This window comes from Achromobacter kerstersii (assembly GCF_902859595.1).
Lineage (GTDB): Bacteria > Pseudomonadota > Gammaproteobacteria > Burkholderiales > Burkholderiaceae_B > Achromobacter > Achromobacter kerstersii.
The window spans coordinates 279212-292330 of the sequence record NZ_CADIJQ010000005.1 but is presented as its reverse complement, the minus strand read 5'-3'; the positions used below and the strand labels follow the sequence as shown (position 1 = coordinate 292330).

At 64.2% G+C, this 13119-nt stretch carries 12 protein-coding genes; 7 read left to right on the top strand and 5 right to left on the bottom strand.

Annotation, left to right across the window (positions count from 1 at the left end; all coding sequences use genetic code 11):
* Window positions 1-7 precede the first annotated feature (7 nt).
* Genes HV765_RS17165 through HV765_RS17155 form a run of 3 tightly spaced genes read left to right on the top strand, consistent with a single transcriptional unit; the run spans window position 8 to window position 2796 of the window.
* Entirely contained in the window at window positions 8-832 is an 825-nt protein-coding gene (locus tag HV765_RS17165; RefSeq protein WP_175170427.1) for a GNAT family N-acetyltransferase, read from the top strand.
* 43 nt (window positions 833-875) lie between these two features.
* The gene (locus tag HV765_RS17160) at window positions 876-1799 is read left to right on the top strand and encodes a ParB/RepB/Spo0J family partition protein (protein WP_054420874.1); all 924 of its coding nucleotides are present in this window, start codon (window positions 876-878) and stop codon (window positions 1797-1799) included.
* Window positions 1792-2796, top strand: a complete 1005-nt coding sequence (locus tag HV765_RS17155; RefSeq protein WP_175170426.1) for an asparaginase — start codon at window positions 1792-1794, stop codon at window positions 2794-2796. Before HV765_RS17160 ends, HV765_RS17155 begins: the two co-directional genes overlap by 8 nt.
* Here the strand turns inward: HV765_RS17155 and HV765_RS17150 are convergent.
* A complete protein-coding gene (locus HV765_RS17150) occupies window positions 2790-3662 on the bottom strand; it encodes a LysR substrate-binding domain-containing protein (protein WP_054420872.1) in 873 nt (290 codons plus the stop codon). The two genes, HV765_RS17155 and HV765_RS17150, sit on opposite strands and share 7 nt — an antisense overlap.
* 118 nt (window positions 3663-3780) lie before the next feature.
* Here HV765_RS17150 and HV765_RS17145 point away from each other — a divergent pair, with 118 nt between their 5' ends.
* The 4 genes from HV765_RS17145 (at window position 3781) to HV765_RS17130 (ending at window position 8354) form a co-directional block, all read left to right on the top strand.
* A complete protein-coding gene (locus HV765_RS17145; RefSeq protein WP_054420871.1) occupies window positions 3781-4368 on the top strand; it encodes a cysteine dioxygenase family protein in 588 nt (195 codons plus the stop codon).
* A 2-nt stretch (window positions 4369-4370) separates the two neighbouring features.
* Window positions 4371-5561: a cystathionine beta-lyase gene (gene metC, locus HV765_RS17140; protein ID WP_175170425.1), complete on the top strand. Its 1191-nt coding sequence runs from the start codon at window positions 4371-4373 to the stop codon at window positions 5559-5561.
* Window positions 5558-7156, top strand: coding sequence for a rhodanese-like domain-containing protein (locus tag HV765_RS17135; protein ID WP_175170424.1), 1599 nt, complete (start codon window positions 5558-5560; stop codon window positions 7154-7156). The genes metC and HV765_RS17135 overlap by 4 nt, the downstream gene beginning before the upstream one ends.
* A gap of 190 nt (window positions 7157-7346) precedes the next feature.
* Window positions 7347-8354 (top strand): Bug family tripartite tricarboxylate transporter substrate binding protein, encoded by a 1008-nt coding sequence (locus HV765_RS17130; protein WP_175170423.1) that lies wholly within the window; start codon window positions 7347-7349, stop codon window positions 8352-8354.
* 93 nt (window positions 8355-8447) lie between these two features.
* On the opposite strand, the gene HV765_RS17125 is transcribed toward HV765_RS17130, so the two are convergent.
* The 4 genes from HV765_RS17125 to HV765_RS17110 are packed head-to-tail and all read right to left on the bottom strand — an operon-like array spanning window position 8448 to window position 12997.
* On the bottom strand, window positions 8448-9209 hold the full coding sequence (locus tag HV765_RS17125) for a DeoR/GlpR family DNA-binding transcription regulator (protein ID WP_054420867.1): 762 nt from the start codon (window positions 9207-9209) through the stop codon (window positions 8448-8450).
* Between the two features lie 17 nt (window positions 9210-9226).
* Window positions 9227-10909, bottom strand: coding sequence for an ABC transporter permease subunit (locus HV765_RS17120; protein ID WP_054420866.1), 1683 nt, complete (start codon window positions 10907-10909; stop codon window positions 9227-9229).
* 22 nt (window positions 10910-10931) lie between these two features.
* Window positions 10932-11939: an ABC transporter ATP-binding protein gene (locus tag HV765_RS17115; protein WP_175170422.1), complete on the bottom strand. Its 1008-nt coding sequence runs from the start codon at window positions 11937-11939 to the stop codon at window positions 10932-10934.
* A 47-nt stretch (window positions 11940-11986) separates the two neighbouring features.
* Complete coding sequence (locus HV765_RS17110) at window positions 11987-12997, bottom strand: ABC transporter substrate-binding protein (RefSeq protein WP_054420864.1); 1011 nt, start codon at window positions 12995-12997, stop codon at window positions 11987-11989.
* Window positions 12998-13119 lie beyond the last annotated feature (122 nt).

Below are 13119 nucleotides of genomic sequence, written 5' to 3'. Positions count from 1 at the left end.
CGTACCCATGTCCGTTGCCGCGCTCTTTTCTCCGACTGCATCGCAAGCCTCACACACGCCGCCCGCCGACGTGCGCGACAGCTTGCGCGTGCGTCTTGAAGAGGCTGCACTGAACGCCACGGCGGTCGGCGCGCAGCTGCTCTATGATGGCTGGCTGGTGCGCTTCTCGCGTGCGGAAGCCAAGCGTGTGCGCAGCGTGAACGTGCTGGGGTTATCCACACGTCCGCTGGACGAGCGGCTGGCGTATTGTTCTTCGTTGTATGCGCGCCATGGCTTGCCCATGGTGCTGCGCATTACCTCCATCGGCCCCGATTTTTCCCTGGACGCCGAGCTGGAGTCCCGCGGCTATACCTTCACCGGTGAGACCCGAGTCATGAGCATGTCGCTCGCCCCCAGGCCTGGCGTCCGGGGCGGCCTGTTTTTCAGGAATGTCGACACCGGCCGCTTCGCGCAAGTGGTCGGGGCAATGCGCGGCTCGGCGCCCGAACATATCGGTGAACATCAAGCGCGTCTGCAAGGGCTGGCTGTGGATAAGCAGCCGGTGCTGGTTTTTGACGCGCACGAGCAGTGCGTTGCCGCGGGCTTGGCCGTCCGCGATGGCGACTTGCTCGGTCTGTTCGACATCGTCACCGATCCGGGGCAACGGCGTAAAGGCTACGCCGACGCCCTGGTAGATCATCTATTGACCGAAGGCGCCGCCGGCGGCGCCACGACCGCGTACCTGCAGGTCGAGCCGGAGAATACCGCCGCGCGGGCCTTGTATGGCCGCTACGGTTTCAAAGACTGTTACGCGTATTGGTACCGTCTGCCCGCCGAGCAGACGGACGCCTGAGCCTGGCTCGGGATACAAAAACAGAAGGAAAGAGGATTTAACTATGGCCACCAAGAAACCCAAGGGATTGGGTCGCGGACTGGACGCCTTGCTTGGCGCGGACGCGCCTGCGATCGACAACATCGGCAAGGCCGTCGCGGCCAAGCCCGAGGGTCCGCCATCCACCTTGCCCATCTCGAAGATGCGCGCCGGCAAGTATCAGCCGCGCACGCGCATGGACGAGGGCGCCCTGGGTGAGCTGGCCGAATCGATCCGCACACAAGGCATCATGCAACCCATTCTTGTGCGCGCACTGGGCGAGACCGCGCCCGGCCATTACGAGATCATCGCAGGCGAACGCCGCTACCGCGCCGCGCAGATTGCCGGCTTGAAGGAAGTGCCGGTGCTTGTGCGTGAAGTGGCCGACGAGAACGCGGCCGTCATGGCGCTGATTGAAAACATCCAGCGCGAAGATCTGAATCCGCTGGAAGAGGCGCACGGCGTGCGCCGCCTGCTGGACGAATTCGGCCTGACACACGAGCAGGCCGCGCAAGCGATCGGCCGTTCGCGTTCTGCCACTAGCAATCTGTTGCGTCTGTTGAACCTGGCCGCGCCCGTGCAAACGATGCTGCTGGCGGGCGACGTCGACATGGGCCATGCCCGCGCGCTGTTGGCCGTGGACGCGGCCACGCAGATCCAGCTGGCCAACCAGATCATCGCGCGCCGTCTGTCGGTGCGGGAAGCGGAAAAGCTGGTTGCGAAGACCGCCAAGGACACGGAGTCCGCGGCATCCCCGCGCAAAAAGACCAATGGCGTATCGCGTGATCTGACGCGTCTGGAAGAAGCCTTGTCCGATCACCTGGGCACGCGTGTTGCCCTGAAGGTGGGCGCTAAAGAGAAAGGGCAGATCGTCATCGACTTCCATGGCTGGGAACACCTGAACTCGCTGCTGGAACGCCAAGGTTTGTCCGGAGTCGTGGATGCTTGAGCAGGCCTTGCCGGTGATTGCCGTGCTGGCCACGGGCGGCACCATTGCGGGCGCCCAGGCCGACGCCACGTCTGCCGGCTACAAGGCAGGATCGTTCTCGGTGAACGACTTGCTGGCCGCTGTGCCGCAGTTGTCCGGCATTGCCGAGATTCGCGCTGAACAGGTCGCGAATGTGGGCAGCCAGAACATGACGCACGCCGTGTGGCGTGCGCTGGCCGAACGCGTGAACACCCTGTGCCAGGACGCTTCGGTGGCCGGCATCGTCATCACGCACGGCACCGATACGCTTGAAGAAACCGCGTACTTCCTGAGCCTGGTTATCCAGCATGACAAGCCTGTTGTGCTGGTGGGCGCCATGCGTCCCGCCACGGCGTTGGGCGCGGAAGGCCCGGCCAACTTGTATAACGCGGTGGCGCTTGCCCGCCACCCCGACGCGCGCGGCCGTGGGCCGCTTGTCGTCATGAATGAAGACGTGCACTACGCCCGCGAAATCCAGAAGATCGCCAGCGCAGGCCTGTGCGCGTTTGCGTCGCCCAATCGTGGCCGCGCAGGCGGCATGCATGGCGGCGCGCCGTGCTTCTATTCGCGCAACACCACTACGCACACGACACAAAGCGAGTTTTCACTCGCATTGCTGGAAAGGGCGGGCTGGCCGCGCGTAGACATCGTCTACGCCCATGCCAACCTGCAAGCCGATTTGATCGAATTCCTGACCGATAGCGTGGATGGCATCGTGCTGGCCGGCGTGGGCGATGGCAACGCCACCGATCTGGCCATTGACGCATTGAGCCGTGCGGCAGATCGCGGCGTGGCCGTGGTGCGGTCCAGCCGCACCGGCAGCGGCTTCGTGGCGCGCGATGTTGAGCTGGACGACGGCAGCCTGGGCTTTATCGCGGCGCGTGACCTGAATCCGCAAAAGGCGCGCATCCTGCTGATGCTGGCCCTGTCCGTCACGCGCGACACCGCCGCCATGCAAGCGGTGTTCGACCGCTACTGAGCGTCGCCTTGTTGCGCCAGCCCCAGGTTGGTCCGCAGCATGTCATAGACCTGCCGCGTCAGCGGATTGATCAGATCACGTCTTATCCACAGGAAGTAGGTGACGTCCGGCAAGGGCGGCAGCCCTTCCTTTTCTCCCAGCACGCGCATCTCGGGCCCCAGTAGTTCCACGCTGCGGGCCGTCACGCCCAGACCGGCGCGCAACGCCGCTTTGATCCCCACCAGGTTCGGCGCCACATAGTTGGTGTGCCAGCGCACCCGCGCCTGCTCCAGCGCATTCAAGGCCAGCCGGCGAAAGATGCTGGGCTCATCGGCCAGCACCAGCGGCACGGGCGCGTGCACGTCATGTACATAGTCGGCAGACGCCAGCCACACCGTGGGTGACGTGCGTAGCGCCACGCCTTCGAAGTCCTGATCAAAACGGGTGGAGATGGTGAGGTCGATTTCGCCCGCACGCAGGGCATCCATCAGGAAGGGGCTGCGATCCACGCGAATCTCGAGCTTCACACGTGGCGCTGACCGAGCGATGTGCGTCAGCAGCGTGGGCAAGATGGTGTCCGCCACGTCCAACGGCGCACCCAGCCGCAAATCCCCTTCCAGCGGACCGTCCTGCAAGGCGCGCAACGCTTCATCGTTGATGGCGAGCATGTGGCGCGCATATTCCACCAGCCGGCGTCCATGCGATGACAGCACCTTGTTGCGCCCCTGCTTTTCGAACAGTGGCAGGCCGATGGTGGATTCCAGCCGCTGCATCTGCTGCGTAATCGCCGACTGCGTTTTATGCAGCCGATTGGCGGCCTCCGAGAACGTCTCGTGCTGGGCGATGGCCGTTAGCGTGCGAAGCAGGTCCAGATCCAGATTGCGCATGTCATGCCCTAAAAGTATTAGCAATGCTAATGGGATGTTAAGGCAATTTAAATTGTTGGCGCAGGGTCCGAGCGATACATTAAGTGCAATAACTCATGAGACAAGAGGGAAAACCAAAGTGAGCACTGCACATCCTCATCAGGCCGGCATCGATAGCGCCATCGGAAATATTAAAAAAACTGTAGGAAATAAGGGGCTGAACCGCGACAGCCTGAATGACGTTCTGCAAGAGCTGGTGGGCTTGGCTGCGCACACGGACTGGTGGACGGGCGACCGCTACGCCCCGCCGGAAGACGGTGAGCGCCAGGCGCGCTACCTGATCGCGGAAGACCCCGACAAGAGCTACGCGCTGTACCTGAACGTCATGCGCCCCGGCAACAAGATCGTGCCGCACAACCACACCACCTGGGCCTGTATCGCTGCCGTGGAAGGCGTGGAATACAACTACGTGTACGACCGCCTGGATGATGGCTCGGTGCCAGGCGTGGGCAAGCTTGCGAAGACGGGCACCGTCGTCGTGGGCCCGGGCGCCGGCATCGCCTTGATGCCCGACGACATCCACGCCGTTGAAATCCAGGGCGACAGCGTCATCCGCCACCTGCATATGTACGGCCGCGCCCTGGAAACGCTGAACGAACGCCTGGGCTTCGACCTGGACGCCGGCACCTGCAAAGTCATGCCGATCGGCGTGAAGACGCGCCGCTGATCATGAGCAAGCCCTACCAGTCCACTACGCGATTGCTGCGCGCCGGGCGTCCCCATCAAGGATGGGTCAACACGCCGGTGACGCGCGCCAGCACCTACGTCTTCGATAGCGTCGAAGCCTGGCGCGATACGCGCGCACGCCGCGAAGAAGAGCGCCTGCCGTCCTATGGCGCGCGCGGCACTGACAGCACGCATGCGCTGGAAGACGCGCTGGTGGAGCTGGAGCAGGGCTTTCGTGCGGCGCTGTATCCCACGGGGCAGGCGGCGATCGCCACCGTGTTGCTGGCCTATCTGCGCGCGGGCGATCACGTGCTGATCACCGACGCCGTGTATGAGCCGGTGCGCCGCTTCTGCGCCGAACATCTGACGCGTCTGGGCATTGAGCACACGTTCTACCGGCCGGATGGCGTGGGCATCGAAGCGCTGATCCGGCCGAACACCAAGATGATCTACGCCGAAGCCCCCGGCTCGCTGACGTACGAATTTCCGGACCTGTGCGACTTATCCACAGCTGCCAAAAAACACGGTTGCTGGCTGGCTGTGGATAACACGTGGGCGTCGGGTTTGATATACAAACCTCTCACGCTGGGTGCCGATATTTCCATCTTGGCGGCCACCAAATATCTGGGCGGACATGCCGATGTGATGATGGGCGCCGTGGTGGTCAACGCACGCGCCTGGCGTCCGCTGGAACGCGCCAGCATCGACTTCGGCCAGACCGTCGGCGCCGACGATGCGTTTCTGGTGCTGCGCGGCATGCGTTCGCTACCGCTGCGCATGGCGCAACACGCCAAGAACGCAATGCAGGTCGCGCAGTTCCTGTTGGAACGCCCTGAAGTGGCCCGCGTGCTGTGCCCCGCCTTGCCCGGCGATCCGTCGCACGCCATCTGGCAGCGCGATTGCTCCGGCGCCAATGGCCTGCTGACCGTCGAACTGAACGACGGCTTCACCGCGACAGACGCCGAGCGGCTGATCGACAGCCTGCGTTTGTTTGGTATCGGCGCCTCGTGGGGCGGCTTTGAAAGCCTGGTGATCCCCGTGCAACTGGCCTCGCGCGCGTTGCCTGACGCGACCCCTCGCGGCGCCATGCTGCGCCTGCATATCGGCCTGGAAGCGCCCGAAGACCTGATCGGCGACCTTGAACAAGGCCTGTCCGCCATGACCCAATCCTCTCGTTCCCTTCGAATCTCATGATGCACCCGACCTCCGCTTCTTCCTTTGCAGACATCGATGCCCACACGCTGAAGCAGTGGTTGCACGACGGCCACGAGATCGCCTTGCTGGATGTGCGCGAACACGGCCAGTACGGCGAATCGCATCTGTTCTACGCCGCGCCCGTGCCGTACAGCCGGCTTGAAATCGACATCGTGCGATTGGCTCCGCGGCGCGACGTGCGCGTGGTGGTGTACGACAACGGCGGTGATGACGACACCGCGGCTCGTGCCGCCCGGGCGCTGGTCAAGCTGGGCTATGGACAGGTGCATCGCCTGGCCGGCGGCATCGCGCAATGGCAGCAAGATGGCTACGCCGCCTTCGCTGGTGTGAATGTGCCCAGCAAAACCTTCGGCGAATTGGCCGAAGAAGTTTTCCACACCCCCCGTATTGGTGCGCGTGAATTGGCCGAACGCCAGCAACGCGGCGATGACCTGATCGTGCTGGATGGCCGGCCTTACGCTGAATACCAGAAGATGAGCATTCCTGGCGGCATCTGCTGCCCGAACGGCGAACTCGCGCTGCGCGCGCATACGCTGGCCAAGCGCCCCGAGACCACCATCGTGATCAACTGCGCCGGCCGCACGCGCAGCATCATCGGTGCTCAGACGCTGATCAATCTGGGTGTGCCCAACCCCGTCTACGCGCTGGAGAACGGCACGCAGGGCTGGTATCTGGAAGACCTGCAACTGGAACATGGTGCGCGCCGCCGTTATGACGATGGCGTCGCGGCCGAAGACCTGCCCGCGTTGGCCGGCCGCTCGGCGCAGCTGGCCGAACGCCATGGCGTGCCATTCGTCAGCGCCGCTACGGTGCAGGAATGGCTGCACGATTCAACGCGCAGCACCTTCCTGTGCGATGTGCGCAGCGCGGAAGAATTTGCAGAAGGCTCGTTGCCGGGGGCGCAGCATACGCCGGGTGGGCAGCTGGTGCAGGCCACCGACCAGTACTTGGCCGTGCGCGGTGCGCGCATCGTGGTGTTCGACGCCGAAGGCGTGCGCGCGCCGGTCGTGGCCAGCTGGTTGCGGCAGATGGGCTGGGACGCCTGCGTGCTGCAAGAAGGCATCAACGCCGCCTTGACGCATCAGGCGCCCGAGGTGCAAACACCCGTCGTTTCCATGCTGTCCGATTCCGGCCTGGCCAGCGCCTTGGCGCAAGGCGCGCAAGCCGTCGATGTTCGACCCGGCATGCGTTATCGCGCAGGCCACATCGCGGGTGCGCAGTGGTCAATTCGGCCGCGTCTGCATCGGCTGGCGCTGGACCCTGCGCGCGCTGTCGTGCTGCTGGCCGAAGACGTTGCGGTGGCGGCGTGGGCCGCTGAAGATTTGCGCGCGTTGGGCGTGCAAGACATCAAGGTGAACACCGGCACGCCGGCCAGCTGGCAGGCAGCGGGCATTGCGCAAGCGGCCACGCCCGCCGTGCCGGCCGACGATGAATGCATCGACTACCTGTTCTTCGTGCACGATCGTCACGATGGCAACAAAGCCGCGGCGCGCCAGTATCTGGCGTGGGAGACCAACCTGGTCAAGCAGATCGATGAACGTGAATTGGCGGGCTATCGCTTTCCGGCGCGCTGACGCCGCCCATTCACGCCGCGTCCGATAGGGCGCATGCCGCAACGGCCCGCAGAGGCCGCGCGGCATACCCAATGCATCAACGCAATCAATACGCCCCGGCGGCAGGTGCCGGCGGGGTGCGGACGGTTCATGGCGAACCGGAATGCAGGGACGGCCGAGTATCCGGCCGCAGACACAAGGGGAAATCCAGATGAAGCACCATGCATTGCACACTTGCGGCGCGGCCGCGTTGGCCATTGCCGGCTTGACGTGGGGGGCAGGCGTCCAAGCGCAAACGCCTTCGCTCAAAGCGCCCGCCGACTATCCCAAGCAGGCCATCACCGTCGTTTCGCCATTCCCGCCCGGCGGCGGCAATGACAACGTGGCGCGGCTGATTGCGCAGGAGCTGGGCGCCATTACGGGCCAGAGCGTTGTGGTGGAAAACCGCTCTGGCGCGGGCGGCAACGTCGGCACGGCGCAAGTGTCGCGCGCCAAGCCCGATGGCTACACGCTGGTGATGTCGCAGACGAGCGTCATGGCCGTCAACCCGCGTTTGTACAAGAACGTGGGCTTTGATCCGGTGAAGGACTTCACGCCGATCTCGCAGATCACGTCTGCGCCGCTCGTGTTGGTGGCGCGCACCGAAAGCCCTTACAAGACCTTGGCCGACTATCTGGACGCCGCGCGCAAGCAGCCGGGCATCATCACGTATGCGACGCCCGGCAACGGCACGATGAGCCATCTGATGGGCGCGCTGGTCTCGAAAAAAGCGGGTGTGAATCTGGTGCACGTGCCGTATCGCGGCGCGGCGCCCGCCATCACCGATTTGATGGGCGGTACCGTCGATATGCTGATCACGTCACCCGCGTCGGCCGAACCCATGGTGGCCGCAGGCAAGCTGCGCATCCTGGCCTTGAGCCACGAGAACAGCATCGGCATTTTCAAGGGGGCGCCGACGTTGAAGCAAAGCGGTCTGGACGGCATCACCGCCGATGATTGGTATGGCCTGTTTGCCCCTGCCGGCACGCCGCCCGAGCGTGTCGCCTACCTGGCGCAAGCGGTCGGGCAAGCCATGAAGTCGCCCAACGTGATCGCCAAGATCAACAGCGGCGGCAGCTGGCCGGTGGGCAGCCAGCCGGATGCGTTCAAGACGCGCTTGCAGGAAGACACGGTGTACTGGGCCGACATGGTGAAGACGGCAGGGGTATCGCTGGACTAATGCGACCGCGACCGAGAAGGCCGAGGCCAAGGCCAAGCTCACGGTCAAGGCCAAGGCCAAGGCCAAGGTCAAATTGGGCGCAGGGCAACGGGCTTACACCGCCAGCACGTTGCCCACCGCTGACTCCAGCGCCGTGTAGGCCGCCGATTTCTGTGCACTGGTGTTCGTCACCAGATGATCAATGCGGTCAGCGCCGCAGAATGACACGCGGCTGCACAGGCCGATCTTGCTGAAGTCAGCCAGCAGGACCAGTTGCTTGGCGTTAGCCGTCATCGCGCGGGCCACCTCGGCTTCGCGCAAGTCATAGTTGGTGGCGCCGCATTCAGCATCCACGCCCACGGGCGACAGCAACGCGAAGTCAGCGCGGTAGCGGTGGATTTCGGCAATGGTGATGTCGCCCGCAGTGGCGCATACCGGCCCGCCGACCGACCCGCCCAGCATCAACAGCTGATTCGCGCCGTTGCCCGCCGCGCCCACCTTCAACGCTACATCGAACGAATTGGTGATGATGGTGAGCCCCGACAACTTCGCCAATTCATCGGCCAGCACGCTGGTTGTGCTGCCCGCATCCAGGAACAAGGTCTGGCCGCTTGCCACCAGCCCCGCCGCCGCTCGGGCAATGGCGCGCTTGTATTTGACGCGCGTGTGTACGCGTTCTGCGATGGGCGGCTCGCTGTGCACCGGCACCGCGCCGCCATGCACGCGGCGCAATTCGCCCATGGCTTCCAATTCGAGCAGATCACGCCTGACGGTTTCGCGCGACACGCCGAGCTCGCCGACGATGCGGTCCGTCGACACCTGCTGCAATGAAGACAGCAGGGCGCGGATTCTTTGATACCGCTCTTCTTGCCACATATCCGATGCTTCCTAATCTATCTCCGCCGCCGCGCCGCGCCGGCGATCAACGCGCGCATGGCCAGCAGAGAACCTCCAACGACCAGCATGATAAGCGTGGAATACGCCGCCGCCTGCGAAACGAATCCAGCTTCGTCCAGCCGCAGCACCGATACGGGCGCCACGCTGACCGATGGGGTCACCAGGAAAATCACCGCCGACAGCGTCACCATCGACCGCATGAACAGGAAGAAGAACACGCCCAATACCGTGGGGGCGATAAGCGGCAGCACGGCGTCGCGCAGCACTTGCATGGTGCCGCCGCCCAGGCAGCTGACCGCTTCCTCCAGAGCTTGCGGCACGGCGCGCATGCCCGTCATCATCGTCAGGAATCCTTGCGTGTGATAGTGGTAGAAGTTGCATAGCGCTATCAGCGCCGCGCTGCCATACAGTGCATACAGCGGCGTGCCAGGCGCGTTGAACGCGAAGATGTACGACAGCCCCAGCACCAGGCCCGGCACCCCCACCGGCAACACCGACAGCAGATAGATCACCTTCGCCCAGCCGCGGCCAATGCGGCAGACGCCGAAGCTCAAGAAGAACAACAGCAGCACGCCGCCGCCTGCGGCCGCCAGCGAGAGATACAGCGACGTCCACAACGGCGCATAGCCGCCGCTGACGGTGATGTCGTAGTGCTTGAGCGTCCACTCCATCCGGTACGGCCATAGCCGCATGAAGCTGGCGAAGACAACGGTGGCCACTGTCAGGATGATCGTGCTGCAAGCCAGCAGCACGCCGATGCCAAACGCCAGGTCTCGCGCGCGTGCCGGTTGCGGCGCCACCCGTATGCCGCTGGGCGACGCCGAGCCGAATTGGCGCTGCGACGCCACGCGTTCGATCTGCACTGAAATCAGCGAAGGCAGCAACAGCAAGATGCCCACTACCGAGCCCATGCCGAAATTCATTTGCCCCGATACCTGGCTGTAGATCTCGGTGGCAAGAACCCGGTAGTTGCCGCCGATCACCGCGGCGTTGCCGAAGTCGGTGATGGTGATGACGAACACCACGAAGCCTGCGCTCAGCAAGCCGAACTTGCAGTTGGGCAAGGTAATGTCGAAGAATTGGCGCGTGCTGGATGCGCCCATGACTTCGGCCGCATCGTAGTAGCGGGCGTCCATGTTGCGCAGCGCCGCCTGCAGGATCAGCACGGCTTGGGGCAGGGCATAGAACACGTTAGATATCAGCAGGCCCCAGAACCCGTAGATATCGATTTCCCAGCCGGTCCACCGGTGCACCAGCCCATTTCGCCCCAGGATGAAGATCAGGCCCAGCCCTTGTACGAGCGACGGCGCCAGTAATGGCAACACGAGCGCAAGCCGCACGATGCCCTTGCCGCGCATGCAGCTGCGGTCCAGCCCATACGCGATGGCGAAGCCCGCGGTGATGCTGATAAGCGTCGTCGCCGCGCTCATCACAAGGCTATTCACCGTGGCGGTCAGGATGCCGCGGGTCGCGAAGACCTCGGCGTAGTTGCCCAGGCCGATTGAGCCGTCTTTTTCGACCAGGCTGCGCCACGCGACGGTGGCCAGCGGATACAGGAAGAAGAGCGCCAGCCCGGCTAGCGGAATGGCGACGCAGGTCCATAGCAACAGCCGGTCGGCGGACCAGGGCGCGCGTCCGGCGGGCGTGGCGATGGCGGCGCCGGCTTGTAGCGTGCTCATGCGGACATTCCGCTTGGCGAAGTCATACCGCCACCCAGGCGCAGTGGCCGGGCTCCATGTCCAGCCGCACGGCTGCGCCGCGCGACAGGCCGGCCGCGCCATGTTGTTCCACCACCAGCTCACGGCCCAGCCAGGCGACGCGCAAGCGGGTCAGATTGCCCATGAACGTCATGTCCTGTACGCGTCCGGGGCCGTGCGCATCGGCGGCGATGCGCAGGTTCTCGGGCCGCAGGCAGGCCTCGTAGCGTTCGCTGGCGCCGTCGGGCCGCGTTGCCAGCAGTTGCGGCATGGCGTCGCGCACCCAGTCGGTGGGCAGCAGATTGCTCAGCCCCACGAAGTTGGCCACGAAACGGGTGCGGGGCCGCAGATACAGATCGGACGGCGACCCCACCTGCTCGATGCGCCCATCGTTCATGCAGACAATCTTGTCGGCAAGCGTCAGGGCTTCCTCCTGGTCATGCGTCACCATGATTGTGGGAATTTTCAGGCGGCGTTGCACCTCGTGTATTTCCGCGCGCATGTCCGTACGCACGCGGGCGTCCAGCGCCGACAGCGGTTCGTCCAACAAGATCAGCGCCGGGTCCACTGCCAGCGCGCGCGCCAGTGCCACACGCTGCTGCTGGCCGCCCGACAACTGGTGTGGATAACGCGCCGCATAGTCGGGCAGCTTGATGAGCGTCAGCAATTCGTCCACACGCGCCGCGATGCGGTCGCGCGGCTCGCCTCGGATGCGCAGCCCGTAGCCCACGTTTTCGGCCACCGTCATGTTGGGAAATAGCGAGTACGACTGGAACACGATGCCAAAGCCGCGCTTGCGGGCAGGCAGCCCGCTTAGGTCGCGTCCGCCCAGCGTGATGGCGCCGCTGTCAAAGGGAAGCAGCCCGGCCACGATGCGCAGCAAGGTCGTCTTGCCGCAACCGCTAGGCCCCAGCAGGCAGACGAATTCGTGCTCGCCAACGGACAGGTCGATATCTTCCAGCGCCACGGACGCGTCGAAGGTTTTCCGTATCCCGCGCAATTCCAGATACATGAGGTCTCCCGGGCGGATGGCGGCGGGCGGCGCCCGCCGCGCAGGCGTCAGCGCTTGATGGTGTTTTGCCAGGTCTTGATGGTGGCGTCGCGCTCGGCGGCAGACGTCTGGAAGTTCACCGGATACAGCACCGTCGTCAGATCTTTTGGCAAGCCCGCGGCCTCGGCCGCTTTGTTGGGGGCGGCGCCGGGCAGGGTGACGAGCTCCTTGTACTGGCTGTACAGGGCGCCAGCTTGCGGCGATAACGTCCAGTCCAGGAAGCGCTTGGCGTCGGCGGGATTCTTCGCCGCCTTCATCAGCCCGGATGCCTCAAGCTCGTATCCGACCCACTGTTTGGGAATCACCATCTTGACGGGGTAGCCCTCGTCGATGGATTGCATGGCGGGGAAGGCGAACGACACGCCGATGGCATATTCACCGGCGCGCGCCATCTTGCAGGGGCGGGACCCGGATGGCGTGTATTGCGCCACGTTCTTGTCCAGGTCCTTCAACAATGCCCAGCCTTTCTCCTGGCCCAGTCCTTGCAACAGGGCGACGATCTGCAAGTAGCCAGTGCCGGACGCAGCGGGGCTGGGGATAACGATTTCGCCCTTGTAGACCGGCTTGGCCAGATCCTCCCAAGACGTCGGCATCGGCAGGTTCTTGGATTTCAGCCGATCAGTGTTCACACAGAATGCGGCGACGTAGCCGGTCGCGGCGAACCACTTGTTGTCTGCGCCTTTGTACTGGGCGGGCAGGGCGTCGATGCCCTTGGCCGCGTAGGGCTCCAGCAGATTCTGCAAGCGCGGGTCCAGCATGTTGCTGACGGCAAAGCCCCAGATCAGATCCTGCTGGGGGTTGGCCGCCTCGGCGATCAGGCGCGCGCCCAGGTCGCCGGTGGACAAGCGCAGCACGTTGACCTTCACGTCCGGCATGGCCGCGTTGGCCGCCTTCAGGTAGGCGGCAATCTCGTCTTCTTCCAGCGCGGTGTAGACGGTGATGGCGCCGGCGTGGACCGCCTGTGCACAACTTAGGGAAATTACTGCAACCACAACGCTAAGCTTCTTCATACATTGCATGATGGAACTCCGGTAGGGAATACACGGCAACGGTGGCGAGCTGCGAATGCGTACGGCGACTTCATATGACAACGGTGAAGTTGCAGTTTTAGGTATATTTGCAAATTTGGGGCAACGTGTCT

Bases quoted from the DNA above. Each gene is read 5' to 3' on its own strand.
- HV765_RS17135 (WP_175170424.1), top strand. From the start codon at position 5,558: ATGATGCACCCGACCTCCGCTTCTTCCTTTGCAGACATCGATGCCCAC.
- HV765_RS17155 (WP_175170426.1), top strand. From the start codon at position 1,792: ATGCTTGAGCAGGCCTTGCCGGTGATTGCCGTGCTGGCCACGGGCGGC.
- HV765_RS17165 (WP_175170427.1), top strand. From the start codon at position 8: ATGTCCGTTGCCGCGCTCTTTTCTCCGACTGCATCGCAAGCCTCACAC.
- HV765_RS17130 (WP_175170423.1), top strand. From the start codon at position 7,347: ATGAAGCACCATGCATTGCACACTTGCGGCGCGGCCGCGTTGGCCATT.
- HV765_RS17120 (WP_054420866.1), bottom strand. From the start codon at position 10,909: ATGAGCACGCTACAAGCCGGCGCCGCCATCGCCACGCCCGCCGGACGC.
- metC (WP_175170425.1), top strand. From the start codon at position 4,371: ATGAGCAAGCCCTACCAGTCCACTACGCGATTGCTGCGCGCCGGGCGT.
- HV765_RS17160 (WP_054420874.1), top strand. From the start codon at position 876: ATGGCCACCAAGAAACCCAAGGGATTGGGTCGCGGACTGGACGCCTTG.
- HV765_RS17150 (WP_054420872.1), bottom strand. From the start codon at position 3,662: ATGCGCAATCTGGATCTGGACCTGCTTCGCACGCTAACGGCCATCGCC.
- HV765_RS17125 (WP_054420867.1), bottom strand. From the start codon at position 9,209: ATGTGGCAAGAAGAGCGGTATCAAAGAATCCGCGCCCTGCTGTCTTCA.
- HV765_RS17115 (WP_175170422.1), bottom strand. From the start codon at position 11,939: ATGTATCTGGAATTGCGCGGGATACGGAAAACCTTCGACGCGTCCGTG.
- HV765_RS17110 (WP_054420864.1), bottom strand. From the start codon at position 12,997: ATGCAATGTATGAAGAAGCTTAGCGTTGTGGTTGCAGTAATTTCCCTA.